General features: G+C 67.1%; 12 protein-coding genes. 4 read left to right on the top strand and 8 right to left on the bottom strand.

The features are described 5' to 3' along the window. Positions 1–4 precede the first annotated feature (4 nt). The 6 genes from G8A07_RS25870 to argS form a co-directional block, all read right to left on the bottom strand. Positions 5–1,513, bottom strand: a complete 1,509-nt coding sequence (locus G8A07_RS25870; protein WP_195794776.1) for an RNA polymerase factor sigma-54 — start codon at positions 1,511–1,513, stop codon at positions 5–7. 14 nt (positions 1,514–1,527) lie between these two features. Next, a complete protein-coding gene (gene lptB, locus G8A07_RS25865) occupies positions 1,528–2,301 on the bottom strand; it encodes an LPS export ABC transporter ATP-binding protein (protein WP_195794775.1) in 774 nt (257 codons plus the stop codon). Continuing rightward, positions 2,298–2,939 (bottom strand): lipopolysaccharide transport periplasmic protein LptA, encoded by a 642-nt coding sequence (lptA, locus tag G8A07_RS25860; protein WP_195794774.1) that lies wholly within the window; start codon positions 2,937–2,939, stop codon positions 2,298–2,300. Before lptA ends, lptB begins: the two co-directional genes overlap by 4 nt. A 61-nt stretch (positions 2,940–3,000) precedes the next feature. After that, positions 3,001–3,669 carry a thiol:disulfide interchange protein DsbA/DsbL gene (locus G8A07_RS25855; protein ID WP_195794773.1) on the bottom strand — a complete coding sequence of 223 codons (669 nt, stop codon included), beginning with the start codon at positions 3,667–3,669 and terminating at the stop codon, positions 3,001–3,003. A 56-nt stretch (positions 3,670–3,725) separates the two neighbouring features. Continuing rightward, positions 3,726–4,364 (bottom strand): SPOR domain-containing protein, encoded by a 639-nt coding sequence (locus G8A07_RS25850; protein ID WP_195794772.1) that lies wholly within the window; start codon positions 4,362–4,364, stop codon positions 3,726–3,728. A 17-nt stretch (positions 4,365–4,381) separates the two neighbouring features. After that, entirely contained in the window at positions 4,382–6,112 is a 1,731-nt protein-coding gene (gene argS, locus G8A07_RS25845; protein WP_195794771.1) for an arginine--tRNA ligase, read from the bottom strand. A 36-nt stretch (positions 6,113–6,148) separates the two neighbouring features. Here argS and G8A07_RS25840 point away from each other — a divergent pair, with 36 nt between their 5' ends. Both G8A07_RS25840 and G8A07_RS25835 read left to right on the top strand, forming a co-directional pair. Continuing rightward, positions 6,149–7,519: a serine/threonine-protein kinase gene (locus tag G8A07_RS25840; RefSeq protein ID WP_371816396.1), complete on the top strand. Its 1,371-nt coding sequence runs from the start codon at positions 6,149–6,151 to the stop codon at positions 7,517–7,519. A gap of 105 nt (positions 7,520–7,624) precedes the next feature. Next, positions 7,625–7,933, top strand: a complete 309-nt coding sequence (locus tag G8A07_RS25835; protein ID WP_195794770.1) for a PsiF family protein — start codon at positions 7,625–7,627, stop codon at positions 7,931–7,933. Positions 7,934–7,984: 51 nt separating this feature from the next. On the opposite strand, the gene G8A07_RS25830 is transcribed toward G8A07_RS25835, so the two are convergent. Both G8A07_RS25830 and G8A07_RS25825 read right to left on the bottom strand, forming a co-directional pair. Further along, positions 7,985–8,440, bottom strand: a complete 456-nt coding sequence (locus tag G8A07_RS25830) for a DUF2214 family protein (RefSeq protein WP_195794769.1) — start codon at positions 8,438–8,440, stop codon at positions 7,985–7,987. Then, positions 8,437–9,375 carry a LysR family transcriptional regulator gene (locus G8A07_RS25825; protein ID WP_195794768.1) on the bottom strand — a complete coding sequence of 313 codons (939 nt, stop codon included), beginning with the start codon at positions 9,373–9,375 and terminating at the stop codon, positions 8,437–8,439. The genes G8A07_RS25830 and G8A07_RS25825 overlap by 4 nt, the downstream gene beginning before the upstream one ends. Positions 9,376–9,531: 156 nt before the next feature. Between G8A07_RS25825 and G8A07_RS25820 the strand changes: the two genes are divergently transcribed. Both G8A07_RS25820 and G8A07_RS25815 read left to right on the top strand, forming a co-directional pair. After that, complete coding sequence (locus G8A07_RS25820; protein WP_195794767.1) at positions 9,532–11,718, top strand: malate synthase G; 2,187 nt, start codon at positions 9,532–9,534, stop codon at positions 11,716–11,718. 426 nt (positions 11,719–12,144) lie between these two features. Next, positions 12,145–14,721, top strand: coding sequence for a TonB-dependent receptor (locus G8A07_RS25815; RefSeq protein WP_195794766.1), 2,577 nt, complete (start codon positions 12,145–12,147; stop codon positions 14,719–14,721). Positions 14,722–15,081: the final 360 nt, after the last annotated feature.

Here is a 15,081-nt window from a genome sequence, read left to right as displayed (position 1 = left end):
GCGGTTAGAGCGATTTGCGCAGGTTCGCCGGCGCGATCTTCAGCGCCTCGCGGTACTTGGCGACGGTGCGGCGCGCGACCTGGATGCCCTGCTCCTCCAGCATGTTCGACAGCGCGCTGTCCGAGAGCGGCTTGGCCGGGTCCTCGGCGGCGACGAACTGCTTGATCAGCGCGCGTACCGCGGTGCTGGAGGCGTTGCCGCCGGCCTCGGTCGAGAGGCCGGAGCCGAAGAAGTACTTCAGCTCGAAGGTGCCGAAGCGGGTCGCCATGTACTTGGCGTTGGTGACGCGCGAGATGGTCGATTCGTGCAGGCCCAGCTCGTCGGCTATTTCTCGGAGCACCAGCGGCTTCATCGCCAGCTCGCCATGGGTGAAGAAGCCCTTCTGGCGCTCGACGATGGCCCGCGAGACGCGCAGGATGGTGTCGAAGCGCTGCTGGATGTTCTTGATGAACCAGCGCGCCTCCTGCAGCTGGGCGCCCAGCGCGGTGTTGCTGACGCCGCCGCGCGTGGCGCGCAGGGCTTGGGCATAGAGCTCGTTGATGCGCAGCTTGGGCGCCACATCGGGATTGAGCAGCACGCGGAACTCGCGCCCGACCTTCTGCACGATCACGTCGGGCACGACGGCCTGCGCCTGGTTGCGCGAGAAGGGCCGGCCGGGCTTGGGCTCCAGCGCGGTGATCAGGGCCTGGGCCTCGCGCAGCAGGGCTTCGTCGGCGCCGGTCAGCGACATCAGGCGCTTCGCATCGCGCTTGGCCAGCAGCTCCAGGTATTGCTTGCAGATCAGGATCGCCACCGCCTGGGCCTGGCAGCGCGGCTGGGCGCGCAGCTGCAGCAGCAGGCATTCGGGCAGGTCGCGCGCGCCGACGCCGGCGGGCTCCAGGCTCTGCAGCCATTTCAGCGCGCAGCGCAGCCGGTCCAGCAGTTCCTCGCGGGTCTCGGCATCGGCCTCCCCGCCGAGCAGCGCCTCGGCCAGCTCCTCGAGGCTGTCCTCCAGATAGCCGTCCTCGTTGAGCGACTCGATCAGCACATGCAGCGCGGCGCGGTCCTCGGGGCCCAGCAGCATGCCGGCCAGCTGCTGGTTCAGATGCTCCTGCAGGCTGATCGACGGCGCCTCCTGCTCGGGGCGCTCGCCATCCTCGTCGCCATTGCCGCTCGCGCCGCTGCCGGGCAGCTCGCGAATGCCGTCGAAGTCATCGCGCTCGGTGCCATTCTCCCAGTCCTCGCGCTCGGTGGTGCCGAAGTCCTCGGCGCGCATCTCCTCGCTCGGGGCCTCGGCATCCGCGGCCTGGCCGCTCGGCTCGTCGTTGCTGGCGCTGCTGCGCGGCTCGGGCATTTCGGGCGCGGGCTGGTCGGCGAACTCCTCATCGGTCTCCAGCAGCGGGTTCTGCGCCAGCATCTGCTCGACCTCCTGGTTCAGCTCCAGGGTCGAGAGCTGCAGCAGCCGGATCGACTGCTGCAGCTGGGGCGTCAGGGCCAGATGCTGGCTGAGGCGGACCTGCAGGGAGGGCTTCATGCGGGCCGCTGCCTCTACATCCGGAAATGTTCGCCCAGATAGACCTTGCGCACGTCCGCGTTCTCGACGATCTCGTGCGGCGTGCCCTCGGCCAGCACCGTGCCCTCGCTGATGATGTAGGCACGGTCGCAGATGCCCAGGGTCTCGCGCACGTTGTGGTCGGTGATCAGCACGCCGATGCCGCGCTGCTTCAGGAAGCGAATGATGCGCTGGATCTCCAGCACCGCGATCGGGTCGACGCCGGCGAAGGGTTCGTCCAGCAGGATGAAGCGCGGTTGGGTGGCCAGCGCGCGCGCGATCTCGACGCGCCGGCGCTCGCCGCCGGACAGGGCCGGGGCCGGGCTGTCGCGCAGCTTCTCGATCGAGAGCTCGTGCAGCAGGTTGTCCAGCGCCTTGTCGATGCGCGCCTTGGGCCAGGCGCGGCCCTCGGCGTCCTGCTGCAGCTCCAGCACCGCGCGGATGTTCTCCTCGACGGTGAGCTTGCGGAAGATCGAGGCCTCCTGCGGCAGGTAGGACAGGCCCAGGCGCGAGCGCAGATGAATCGGCAGGCGCTGCACCGGTCGGCCGTCGATGCGGATCTCGCCGGCATCGGCGCGCACCAGGCCGACGATCATGTAGAAGCTGGTGGTCTTGCCGGCGCCGTTGGGGCCCAGCAGGCCGACCACCTCGCCGCTGTGCACGTCCAGGTGCACGTTCTTGACCACCTTGCGCACGCCATAGGTCTTCTGCAGGCCCTCGGCCTCCAGACGGCTGACCGGGGCGGCCGGCGCGCTGACGGCCGCGCTCATGAGGGCTGGCGCGGGGTCAGGGTGAGGCTGGGCTGCAGCGGCGCGGCCGAGGGCGGTGCTGCGGCCGGCGCGGCGCCGTCCGGGGCGGAGGCGGCGCGCGGCATCATCACCAGGCGGCCGCGGCCGGTCGGATGTGGCGAGGCCTGACCACCCTCGACGCTGAAGACCTCGGAGCGGTTGTCGAAATTGATCACCGCGCCGATCACCTCATCGGCGACGACGCTGCCGCGCAGGCGGCGCACCACCGCGTTGCCGACGAAGCGCATGGTGTCGGAACGGGTGTCGTATTCGACCTGGTCGGCGCGGCCCTCGATCGATTCGCCGGGCACGTCGCGCGCCTGGCGGAAGCTGACCGGCTTGCCGGAGGCGCCGCTGGCATAGGCCTGCTGGTAGCCGTCCGCGGTCTCGCGCAGATCCAGATGCTCGGCCTGCAGCACCATGCTGCCCTTGCTCATCACGACATTGCCGCTGAAGCCGGTGCGCTGCTTGACCAGATCCACATCGCCACGGTCGTAGGTGATGTGAATCGGCTTGTTGCGGTCGGCCCGCTCGGCCAGCGCCGCACCGGTGCACAGGAGCAGTGTCAGCGGCAGCAGGCCGAGGCGGCGGAGGAGGGGCGTGGTGGGCTTGCGGGTCATAAGGGCACAAATCTTGCAGACCATTCTAGCCCTGGCGGGGGACGGGATGTCCCCCGAATGCTTAAGCCTTGCCGCCGCGCAGCTGCTGGAGCAGGAAGTCGGTGGTCTGCAGTGCGCGCTGGCCCGACTCCAGCTCGCTCATGCGCTGGCCGCCGGTGGCCATCGCGGGCGAGGTCAGGAAACGGCCGCCGACGCCGATTGCCGGCACGCCGTCGATGCGGTAGGCCTCGCTGAGCTTCTCGGCCTGCAGGCATTTGGTCTGCACGCCGAAGGAGTTGTAGGCCTGCTCGAACTTGGCCGGCTCGATGCCCAGCGGCGCCAGGAACTCGGTCATCGCCTTCAGCGAGTCCAGCCCCTTGTTCTCGCGGTGCATCGCGCTGAAGACGCGGGCGCGCACTTCCTTTTCCTTGCCCAGCGCTTCCAGCGCGTAGAACAGGCGCTGGTGCAGCTTGACGTTGGCGCGGAAGGCCACATGCACCGGGCGGAAGCTGACGTCGGCCGGCAGCTTGGCGGCCCAGTCGGAAATCAGCGGCTCGAAGGCGTAGCAATGCGGGCAGCCGTACCAGAAGAACTCCACCACCTCGATCTTGCCGGGCGTGGCCGGCAGGGCCTGGGACAGGCGCTGGTAATGGCGGCCTTCCTGCGGGCCACCCTGGGCCAGGCTCAGGCCCGGCAGGCTCAGGCCGCCGACAACACCGGCGGCCAGGGTGGAAAAGTCACGACGCTTCATCCTGAAATCCTTGCGAAGGGGTGATGGAAAACCGACCGCATCCTAAGCGCTAGCGCTCAACGTTGCACGCGGACGAGATTGGCCTCCATGCCGGCGGCCTCGACCTTGCGCTGCAGCGCCTCGGCCTCGTCGCGGCCGTCCAGCGGGCCCATGCGGACGCGGAAGACGGTGCGGCCGGACTGCTCGCGCTCGAAGATCTTGGCGCCGAAGCCCTGCATCGCCAGCTTGGCGCGCTGCGCCTCGGCGTCCTCGGTGCGGGTGTAGGCGCCGACCTGCACGAAGTAGACGTAGGGGTCGGCACCTGCCGGCGCGGTGGTGCCGGCGGGCTTGGACGCGGCGGCCGTCGCCACCGGGGCCGAGGCCGCGGGCTTGGCGGCGGTCGGCGCGGCGGGCGTGACGGCGGGGGCGGCCGGCTGCTGCGGCTCGGGCGCCGGCGCGGTGCCGCCGACCACGCCGCTGGCGGCCTTGGCGCTGGGGCGACTGCCGCCCAGGGCCGCATTGGGATCCCAGTTGCGGTTGCGCGCCGCTTCCTCGGCGTCCTGCTCGGCGGTGCGCTGCGGCACCTTGTTGACGAAGGGGATGGGCACCTTGGTGATGTACAGCGCCACGCCGAGGGCGACGCCCAGGCCCAGCAGCAGGCCGATGATCAAACCGAGGACAAAGCCGCCGCGTTGGCTGGCCTGGGCCTTAGACATGCACGCTCCTCAAGCAATCAATGAGTCTTGTCTTCAACGGCGATGTCGCGCGACATCGCTTCCGGCGCGCTGACGCCCAGCAGGGCCAACGCATTGCGCAGCACCTGGCGGGTGGCCGCCAGCAGCGCGATGCGGGCGCGGGTCAGCTCGGGCGTCTGGTCCAGCACGCGTTCCGCCGCATAGTAGCTGTGGAAGGCGCCGGCCAGGTCGCGCAGGTAGAAGGCCACGTCATGCGGCGCCAGGCCCTCGGCCGCGCCGGTCAGCACGCGCGGGTAGTCGGCCAGCTTGAGCATCAGCGCGGCCTCGGTGGGCGCGTTCAGCAGGCCCAGGTCGGCGTCGGCCAGGGTGGCCTCGTCGGCGCCCCAGTTGCGGATGATCGAGCAGATGCGCGCATGCGCGTACTGCACATAGAACACCGGGTTCTCGTCGTTCTGCTTCAGGGCCAGGTCGATGTCGAAGGTGAACTCGGTGTCGGCCTTGCGGCTGATCAGGAAGAAACGCACCGCATCGCGGCTGGTCCAGTCGATCAGGTCGCGCAGGGTGACGTAAGAGCCGGCGCGCTTGGAGATCTTGACCTCCTCGCCGCCCTTCATCACCGTGACCATCTTGTGCAGCACGTAGTCGGGGAAGCCTTGCGGGATGCCGACGTTCTGGGCCTGCAGGCCGCCGCGCACGCGCGCGATCGTGCCGTGGTGGTCGGTGCCCTGGATGTTGATGCACTTGGTGTAGCCGCGCTCGAACTTGTTGACGTGATAGGCCACGTCCGGCACGAAGTAGGTGTAGCCGCCGTCGGACTTGCGCATCACGCGGTCCTTGTCGTCGCCGTAGTCGGTCGAACGGAACCAGAGCGCGCCGCCGTCCTCGTAGGTCTTGCCGCTGGCGACGATGCGTTCGACCGCCTTTTCCAGCTGGCCGCCGGCGTAGACGCTGCTCTCGAGGAAGTAGTTGTCGAACTTCAGGCCGAAGGCCTGCAGGTCCAGATCCTGCTCGTGGCGCAGGTAGGCGACGGCGAACTGGCGGATGCCGTCCAGGTCCTCGGCGTCGCCGCTGGCGCTGAACTCGCGGTCATCGGCCTTGACGGTTTCGCGGCGCAGGAAGGCGTCGGCGATGTCCTGGATGTAGTCGCCGTTGTAGAACTTCTTGCTCTCGGGATTTTCCGGATCGGTGGGCCAGCAGGCGTCACCGGGCTTGAAGCCCTTGATGCGCAGCTGGGTGCTGTGCGCCAGGGTGGCGATCTGCACGCCGGCGTCGTTGTAATAGAACTCGCGCGTGACCTGCGAGCCCTGGCTGCGGAACAGGCTGCAGATCGCGTCGCCCAGCGCGGCCTGGCGGGCATGGCCGACATGCAGCGGGCCGGTCGGGTTGGCCGAGACGAACTCGACCATCACATGGCGATCGTTGGCCGGCTGGTTGCCGAAGGCGGCCTCGGCGCGCAGCACCTCGGCCACGACGGCCTGCTTGGCGGCGGGCTTCAGGCGTAGATTGATGAAGCCGGGGCCGGCGATCTCCAGGGCCTCGACCCAGGTCTGGAAGGCGGGACGGCGCTGCAGCGCCTCGATCAGGGCTTGCGCCAGCTCGCGCGGGTTCTTCTTCAGCGGGCGCGCCAGCTGCATCGCGGCGGTGATGGCGTAATCGCCATGGCTGGCCTGCTTGGGCGACTCGAAGGCGGGCGCCAGCTCGGCGCCGGGGCTCAGTTCTTGGATGGCCTCGCCCAGGGCGGCGAGCAAATCCTGCTTGGCTTGAATCATGGCTGCAATTCTACGGGGGCCTTATATGATGGCCCGATGTCCATGGACTCCAGCACGCCGACCACGATCCCTCCCGGGGTGGCCGATCTGCCCGCCTATGTCGGCAAGTACCGGGTGCTGCGCCGGCTGGGCGAGGGTGCGACCAGCGATGTGTTCCTGGGCCAGGATGATTTCCAGGGCATCGAGGTCGCGATCAAGCGCGTGCGCGCCTGGGCGCTGAGCAGCCGCAGCGGGCCCGAGGGCCAGATCGGCAATCGCTTCTTCGCGGCCGAGGCGGCGCTGGCGGGGCGGCTGTCTCATCCGAATGTGGTGCAGATCCTGGATGCGGTGCCCGACCCGGACGCGCCCTATCTGGTGATGGAATATGTGCCGGGCGTGACCCTGAAGAGCTTCTGCCGCAGCGACCGGCTGCTGCCGCTGGACCAGATCGTCGAGCTGGGCTTCAAGTGCGCAATGGCCCTGTCCTATGTGTTCCGCCAGGGCTTGATCCACCGCGACGTCAAGCCGGCCAATCTGCTGGCGGTGCTGGACGGGCAGGGGCAGGTGACCGATGTGAAGGTCAGCGATTTCGGCAGCGCGCTGAACCTGCGCTCCGATGCGACCCAGGTGCACCGGGTCGGCTCGCTGGCCTATATGCCGCCGGAGCAGATCGAGGGCGGCGACGTCGATGCGCGCGCCGACATCTACTCGCTCGGCGCGGTGCTCTACAACCTGGTGGCCGGGCGGCCGCCGTTCGACGCGCCGACCCAGATGGCGCTGATGCACCAGATCTACCACCAGGCGCCGGCCTCGCTGGTGGGGCAGCGCGGCGGCGTGACGCCGGAGCTGGACGCGGTGATCCTGCGGGCGCTGGCCAAGCATCCGGGCGAGCGCTATGCGGACTGGGAGGAATTCGGCCGCGCGCTCTCCGAGCTGGTGTCGCGCCAGCTGGTGCCGCTGGCGCGGCTCTACGAGGTCAAGGACTCGGAGCGTTTCAATCTTTTACGCGAGCTGGAGTTCTTCGCGGACTTCGGCGACGTGGAGCTGTGGGAGGTGGTGCACCGCGCGCGCTGGCGCCGCTACCCGCTGGAGCATGCGCTCTACAAGAAGGGCCAGGAGGGCAACAGCTTCCACATCATCGCGCAGGGCGAGGTCGAGGTGTTCCGCGACGGTACCCTGGTGGCGACCCTGGGCAAGGGCACCTCGGTCGGCGAGATGGCCTATCTGGCGCCGAACCCGGACCTGCGCCGTCACAGCACCGACATCAAGGTCAGCGAGGTCTGCACGACGATCTCCTTCACGCCCGAGTCGCTCGGGGCGCTGAGCCCCGAGTGCCAGCACCGCTTCGATCGCGCCTTCATCCAGGTGCTGGTGCGGCGCCTGCATGCGGCGCATGAGGCGTTGGCGCATCCGCGCCGCATTCTGTAGCGCCGCCGCTGTAAACCGAGCTTGAGCGGGCTGCGTTGCTGTGTTGGAATCAACGCGGCACCCCGCCACTCACATGCCCTCGATGACAGGGAAGGAGACCTCAGCATGAAGCGACAACATCTCATCGGCCTGCTGGCCCTCGCATTCGCCGCCTTCGGCGCTCAGGCCGAGGACAAGGCCCCGACCAAGCAGCAAGGCAAGATGACGACCTGCAACAAGGATGCGGGCGAGAAGAAGGGCGACGAGCGCAAGGCCTTCATGAAGGAATGCCTCTCGGCCAAGCCCGCTGCCGCCACCGCCGCGACCGGCACGCCGCAGCAGGAGAAGATGAAGACCTGCAACGCCGATGCCAAGGGTAAGACCGGCGACGAGCGCAAGGCCTTCATGAAGGAATGCCTGAGCAAGAAAGCCTGATTCCATCAGGCCCGATAAAGCGACAGCCCCTCACGAGGGGCTGTCGTCATTTCAGCGCGTCAGCACGCCGCGCGCCAGCATCACCGCGGCGATCGGGATCAGCAGCAGCAGATGGGCCTGCAGCATGATGCGGGCGCGCGTGCTCTTCACCTCGGCCTCGGTCGGCAGGGCGCCGCTGGCGTCCAGCGCCTTGACCCAGCGACGAAAGCGCAGGGTGGGCTGGATCGACAGCAGGCCGATCACGACGAACAGGCCCAGCTTGGCATGCAGCAGCGGCTGGCTCCAGTACCAGCTGCCGCCCTTGATGCCCCAGTAGGCGCGCGCCAGGCCGCTCAGCAGCACGGCCACCGCGGTGGCGCCGTAGATCGCGTCCAGCCGCGCCAGGCGCCGCACCACGGCGGCGTTCAGCCATTCGACGCGGCACAGCGCCGCCTGGCTGCTGAGGAACACCACCAGGCTGAGGATGGCGAGGATGTGGAGACCGGCGAGCAGGGCTTCGAGCGTCATGATGATGAGGAGGCGGATGGGTGGCGGGAAGGCTGGGCCCAGTAGCTGGGGTTGCTGTAGTGCTGCTTCAGGAAATCGATCCACAGCCGCACGCGCAGCGGCAGATGCTTGCGCTGCGTCACGACCGCGTAGATGCCGTTGGGGGGGGCGGCGAACTCGTCCAGCACCGATTGCAGCCGGCCGGCCGCGATATCGCCCTCGACCTCCCACAGGCTGCGCCAGGCCAGGCCCAGGCCGGCCAGGCACCAGTCGTGCAGCACCTGGCCGTCGCTGCAATCCAGCCGCCCACCGGGGCGCCAGTGCAGCACCTCGCCATCGACCAGGAAGGCCCAGCCGCGCGTCTGGCTGGCCTCGGAGGACAGGCCCAGGGTCTGGTGCCGCGCCAGCTCGGACGGGTGCTTGGGCGTGCCGGCCCGCTTCAGGTAGGCGGGCGCGCCGACGCACAGGCGCCGGTTGTCGGCCAGGCGCATGCTGACCAGGCTGGAGTCGACCAGGTCGCCGACCCGCACCGCGCAGTCGAAGCCCTCGTTGACGATGTCCACCACCCGGTCGCTAAGGTTCAGCGAGACGCTCAGGTCCTGATGCCTGGCCAGGAATTCGGGCAGCAGCGGCGCCACATGGCGGCGCCCGAAGCCGGCCGGCGCGGTGATGCGCAGATGGCCGCTGGCTTTCAGCCCGCCGGCGCTGACGCTGGCCTCGGCATCGGCGAACTCGACCAGCAGGCGCTGGCAATCCTCCAGGAAGGCGCTGCCCTCATGGGTCAGGGTGATGCGCCGCGTCGTGCGCACCAGCAGCTTGACACCCAGGCGCTCCTCCAGCGCGTCGATGCGCCGGCCCATCACCGCCGGGGCCACGCCCTCGGTCTGGGCCGCGGCGGTCAGGCTGCCCTTGGTAGCCACCAGCGCAAAGGATTCGATCTGTTTCAGGCGATCCATGGCGCCGGATTGTGCGCTCTCATCGGGTGATTTTTACGAAAATCTCATGGATTACATGCTTTTGACTCGATGAATCGATAGGCGTCGCTGGCATAAATTGCGAGCAGAGCTGCTGTCTTCCCATTTCACTATCTATTCATCCACCAGGAGTCCGCCATGTCCGCACGCACCGCCTGCCATCGCCTGCAGGTCGACACGCCCCTGTACCGCTTCATCGAGGAGCGGGTCCTGCCCGGCACCGGCATCGCCAGCGCGGCCTTCTGGGCCGGCTTCGACGCGATCGCCCATGAGCTGGCGCCGAAGAACGCCGCGCTGCTGGCCGAGCGCGACCGGCTGCAGACCGAGCTGGATGCCTGGCACCGCGCCCACCCCGGGCCGATCACGGACATGCCGGCCTACCGCGCCTTCCTGGAACAGATCGGCTATCTGGTGCCGGTGCCCGGCGCCGTGCGGGCCACGACCGCGAATGTGGACGCCGAGCTGGCGCTGCAGGCCGGCCCGCAGCTGGTGGTGCCGATCCTGAACGCGCGCTACGCGCTGAACGCGGCGAACGCGCGCTGGGGCTCGCTGTATGACGCGCTCTACGGCACCGACGCGATTCCCGAGACCGATGGCGCCGAGCGCGGCGGTGCCGGCTACAACCCGGTGCGCGGCGCTCAGGTGATCGCCTTTGCGCGCCGGGTGCTGGACCAGGCAGCACCCCTGGCCGGCGGCGCCTCGCACAAGGATGCGAGCGCCTATCGGGTCGAGGGCGGGCGTCTGGTCGTGGGCCTGGCCGGCGGCGCCAGCACCGGGCTGGCCGATCCGGCCCAGTTGGTCGGCTACCAGGGCGGGGCGGCGGCGCCGAGCTCGGTGCTGCTGGTGCACAACGGCCTGCATCTGGACATCCAGATCGACCGCGGCACGGCCATCGGCAAGAGCGACCCGGCCGGCATCGCCGATGTGGTGCTGGAGGCGGCGCTCTCCACCATCCTGGATCTGGAGGACTCCATCGCCGCGGTCGACGCCGAGGACAAGCTGCTGGCCTACAGCAACTGGCTCGGCATCCAGCAGGGCACCCTGACCGAGGAGGTCGCCAAGGGCGGCAAGACCTTCACGCGGCGCCTGAATGCCGACCGCGTCTACACGCGGCCCGCCGGTGGCGGCACGCTGAGCCTGCACGGCCGCTCGCTGATGTTCGTGCGCAATGTCGGCCACCTGATGACGAATCCGGCCATCCTGCTGGAGGGCGGCCGCGAGATTCCCGAAGGCATTATGGATGCCGTTATCACGACGACGATCGCGCTGCATGACCTCAAGAGGCGCGGCAATTCGCGCACCGGCTCGATCTACATCGTCAAGCCGAAGATGCATGGCCCGGCCGAGGTGGGCTTCGCGGCCGAGCTGTTCGGCCGCGTGGAGCAGCTGCTGGGCCTGCCGGACAGCACGGTCAAGCTGGGCATCATGGACGAGGAGCGCCGTACCAGCGTCAACCTGAAGGCATGCATCGCCGCCGCGGCCAGCCGTGTGGCCTTCATCAACACCGGCTTCCTGGACCGCACCGGTGACGAGATGCACGCCGCGATGCTGGCCGGGGCCATGCTGCGCAAGGGCGACATGAAGTCCAGCGCCTGGATCCAGGCCTATGAGCGCAGCAATGTACTGGTCGGCCTGTCCTGCGGCCTGCGCGGCCGCGCCCAGATCGGCAAGGGCATGTGGGCGATGCCGGACCTGATGGCCGCGATGCTGGAGCAGAAGATAGGCCACCCCAAGGCCGGGGCCAACACCGCCTGGGTGCCGTCGCCGACCGCGGCGACCTTGCATGCGCTGCACTACCACCAGGTCCATGTGGCCGCGGTGCAGCAGGAGCTGGAAAAGATCGACGCGGACGCCGAGCGCGCCGCCATCCTGGAGAAGCTGCTGACCGTCCCGGTGGTGGCCGCCCCGGCCTGGAGCGCGCAGGAGCGCCAGCAGGAGCTGGACAACAACGTGCAGGGCATCCTCGGCTATGTCGTGCGCTGGATCGACCAGGGCGTCGGCTGCTCCAAGGTGCCGGACATCAACGGCATCGGCCTGATGGAGGATCGCGCCACCCTGCGCATCTCCAGCCAGCACATCGCCAACTGGCTGCAACATGGCGTCGTGACCGAGGCTCAGGTGCGCGAGACCTTCGCCCGCATGGCCGCGGTGGTCGACGGCCAGAACGCCGGCGACCCGCTCTACAAGAGCCTGGCCCAAAACCCGCAGGGCGCAGCCTTCCAGGCGGCGCTGGAGCTGGTGTTCAAGGGCAAGGAGCAGCCGAGCGGGTACACGGAGCCGCTGCTGCATGGGTGGAGGTTGAGGGTAAAGCAAGGGGGGAATTGACCCGAGCCAGGCCTTTGCCTGCTCATTCACGCAACCCAGCTTGCTATACCAAGGCGCCCTCGGCGCCTTTTTTCCGCGTTTAGCAGGGGATTTAGGCCGGCGTCGGTGGTTCTCTGCTGGCTCTTTGATGAAAACAGGCGCCGGATAGCTTGAATTTGTTCGAATGTCGCCCTTTACTGTGGTGGTAAGGCAACTAGGGGGTGCCAAAACTCATAGATAGACTGGTATTAACCCTTGCCGTGATAGCGTTTTTTTCATCAATTAGCAGTTGGGTGTAATCAATTAGGGGGAACCCGCGGCATTGAAAGAGTTTGAACCTGAAAACTTGCGCCTCTTTTCGAGGCCCTGGTGACATGACCGGCGGCCATTTGTTGGTGGCGCCGGTATCCAAAAGAGCCGGTGTGGCGCCTTTTTTGGAGCGATTGGATGTTCAAACTCAACACAATCAGCGCTGCGGCGCTGGTCTGCCTTGGCTTGGCCGTGACGGCATCTGCCACGGCGCAAGAAACCCTGGAACGCGTCACCGTGACCGGTTCCAACATCAAGCGGATTTCCGCCGAAGGGCCGCTGCCCGTCGAGGTGATTACCCGTGCCGACATCGAGCGCAAGGGCGTGGCTACGACGAATGAGCTGCTGCGCTCGCTGTCGTACATGTCGAGCTTCAACGATGAGCTGCAGTCGAACAGCCCCAACGCCACCGGCTCTGCTACCGCGGGCTTCCGTGGCCTGTCTGGCGATCAGACCGTGGTGCTGCTGAATGGCCGCCGCCTGGCCAACTACGGCTTCGACGGGGCCTTCGTCAACCTGAATACCATCCCGCTGGGTGCTATTCAGCGCGTCGAAGTGCTGAAAGATGGCGCCGCGGCGATTTACGGTGCCGATGCGATCGGCGGCGTGATCAACTTCATCACCCGGCGTGACTATCGCGGCGCTGAAATGTCGGCGTCCTATGGCGTCACCTCGAAGGGTGATTCCGATGAAACATCGGTGACCGGCACGGTTGGCCATGGCCAGTTGGACAGCGATGGCTACAACGTGCTGGTCAACCTGAACTACTTCAAGCGCGAGCCGCTGATGAATCTGGACCGTGAGCGCACGCGCACGGGTGACTACAGCCGCTTTGGCGGCAGCAACCAGCTGTCGACCTATGCGCCGACCGGCAACTTCGTGAACCCGACTACCGGCCTGCAATCGCCGTTCACGCCCTGTCCCGATCCCAGCCTGATCGTCACGCCGTCGCCGCTCTCCGGCTCCGGTTCCAGCTGCGTCTTCGACTTCACTCCCTACCGCACGACCTTGTACGGTGCGGAGCGCTGGGGCGGCCTGATCTCCGGCCGAGCTAATCTGGGCAGCAACGCTCAGGCCTTCGCCGAAGTGATGTTCTCGCGTAGTGAGAGCTTCGCCAGTGCTGCTGGAGCTCCCGGCATCTTTACGCTGCCGGTGGGGCATCCCGCCAACAGCTTCAATACCGCCATCTCGGTGCGCGGACGTCCGCTGCAGGCCGGCCCGCGAACCACCGACAACACTTCCGACGCTTCGCGCGTGCTGGTCGGCATCGAGGGCACCTTTGGCAAGTACGACTACAACGTGGCGGTTGGTCAGGCGAAGAACAAGACGACCAACGTCGATGGTGGCTACTTCCTGCTGGACAAGATGTTCGCGGCGATCGCCAACCGTACCTTCGATCCGTTCTCGCTGAAGAACCCACAATCGGTGGTTGATGCGATCAAGTCGAGCGACACCCGTGTCGGCGAGACCACCAATACCTTCATCGACGCCAAGGTGTCGACGGAGGTGGGGCAACTGTCCGGCGGCGCCATCGGCCTGGCGGCCGGCGTGACCTTTGGCAAAGAGGAAATTTCCGACGTGCCGGGTGCGAATGCCCGTATTGGCAACATCTTCGGCGGCATCCAGCAATCGCAGGTCGTTGCCGACCGGACCTTGTCGGCCGCCTATGCCGAAATGAGCCTCCCATTCACCAAGAGTATCGAGGCCCAGCTGGCGCTGCGCCACGACCGTTATGAGGGCGGCATCAGCTCGACGACGCCCAAGGTCGCGGTGCGCTTCCAGCCGGTGAAGGAGGTGCTGCTGCGCGCCTCCTATTCCGAGGGCTTTAAGATGCCCTCGCTGCGTGACCAGTTTGGCGGCCAGAACCAGAGCGCCGACTCTGTGCAGGATACCCCGGGTTGCACGGCGCGCAAGCAGACGACCTGCCCGCGCCTGCAGTACGACCGCTTCTCCAGCGGCAATCCGGCACTCAAGCCCGAGAAGGCCAAGGGCATGAACTTCGGCGTGCAGCTGGAGCCGACCGCCAACACGCGCCTGGGCCTGGACTATTTCATGATCGACAAGACCGATGAGATCGGCCTGGTCCTCACGCAGTACGTCATCGACAGCGTGCCTTATGTGACGGGCGCCACTACGACCCTGGGCGGCAACTCGCTGTACTCGGTGACGCGCAATGCCGGCGGCACCATTACGGCGGTGAACACCTCGAACGGCAACCTGGGCCAGCGCAAGATCCGCGGCTTCGATGTTTCAGCTGAGCAGCGCATCCTGACATCGATTGGCCGCTTCACCCTGGAGGCCTCGGGCACGTACTACAGCAAGTACACCTATGCCGACATGCCCGGCACGCCGATGTACAACCGTCTGGCCCTGCTGAACCTGCCGCGCTGGCGCACTCAGGCCCGCCTTGGCTTCCAGACGGGCAACTGGGACAGCAGCCTGGTGTTCAATAGCCGCGCCGACATGTATGACAAGCCGCAATCGCAGGCGGCCACGCCCGTGACCGCTGCCACCGCCGTTGTTGGCAACTTCGACACCTTCGATTTCTCGCTGGTCTACACGGGATTCAAGGGGTTGCGTCTGTCGGGGTCGGTGCGGAACCTGCTCAACAAGGAGCCGCCGTTCTCCAACAACGACCCTCGCACCCTGGGCTTCTCGCAGATGGACGATATTCGCGGCCGCTACTTCACGGTCAGCGCCAACTACTCGTTCTGATCGAACAGCAAGACTGCAAAAGGCCCTTCGGGGCCTTTTTTTTGGCCCGCTCTTCCCGCCGATCTATGTGGGCGTGCAACGCCCATCAATCTCCTATTGCAGTGGATCTCGTTCGCGGCGTCTTGGGTCTCTCTGATGTTGGTCGCATGGAGTGATCGCGGTTTGACGAGTCGATAGCTGAATGTCTCGCGTCGATGCAAGCATCAAGAGCGACCAAATGCCGGAGGTCACCCTCAGTTTTCGTGCGATCTGCGGCGTGTTTTCCTGCGCTGTGTGCTTCGGCTGACGCCGTATGGTTTCTCCGCATTCTTGGGTCCAAGCAAGTCATCGAAATTGGCGCCCTCGTTCGAAACACTCGAG

The organism is Roseateles sp. DAIF2 (assembly GCF_015624425.1).
GTDB lineage: Bacteria > Pseudomonadota > Gammaproteobacteria > Burkholderiales > Burkholderiaceae_C > Kinneretia.
This window is presented reverse-complemented; position numbering and strand designations above follow the sequence as displayed.

Coding starts and splice junctions, on each gene's coding strand:
- G8A07_RS25870 (WP_195794776.1), bottom strand. CDS start 1,513: ATGAAGCCCTCCCTGCAGGTCCGCCTCAGCCAGCATCTGGCCCTGACG.
- lptB (WP_195794775.1), bottom strand. CDS start 2,301: ATGAGCGCGGCCGTCAGCGCGCCGGCCGCCCCGGTCAGCCGTCTGGAG.
- lptA (WP_195794774.1), bottom strand. CDS start 2,939: ATGACCCGCAAGCCCACCACGCCCCTCCTCCGCCGCCTCGGCCTGCTG.
- G8A07_RS25855 (WP_195794773.1), bottom strand. CDS start 3,669: ATGAAGCGTCGTGACTTTTCCACCCTGGCCGCCGGTGTTGTCGGCGGC.
- G8A07_RS25850 (WP_195794772.1), bottom strand. CDS start 4,364: ATGTCTAAGGCCCAGGCCAGCCAACGCGGCGGCTTTGTCCTCGGTTTG.
- argS (WP_195794771.1), bottom strand. CDS start 6,112: ATGATTCAAGCCAAGCAGGATTTGCTCGCCGCCCTGGGCGAGGCCATC.
- G8A07_RS25840 (WP_371816396.1), top strand. CDS start 6,149: ATGTCCATGGACTCCAGCACGCCGACCACGATCCCTCCCGGGGTGGCC.
- G8A07_RS25835 (WP_195794770.1), top strand. CDS start 7,625: ATGAAGCGACAACATCTCATCGGCCTGCTGGCCCTCGCATTCGCCGCC.
- G8A07_RS25830 (WP_195794769.1), bottom strand. CDS start 8,440: ATGACGCTCGAAGCCCTGCTCGCCGGTCTCCACATCCTCGCCATCCTC.
- G8A07_RS25825 (WP_195794768.1), bottom strand. CDS start 9,375: ATGGATCGCCTGAAACAGATCGAATCCTTTGCGCTGGTGGCTACCAAG.
- G8A07_RS25820 (WP_195794767.1), top strand. CDS start 9,532: ATGTCCGCACGCACCGCCTGCCATCGCCTGCAGGTCGACACGCCCCTG.
- G8A07_RS25815 (WP_195794766.1), top strand. CDS start 12,145: ATGTTCAAACTCAACACAATCAGCGCTGCGGCGCTGGTCTGCCTTGGC.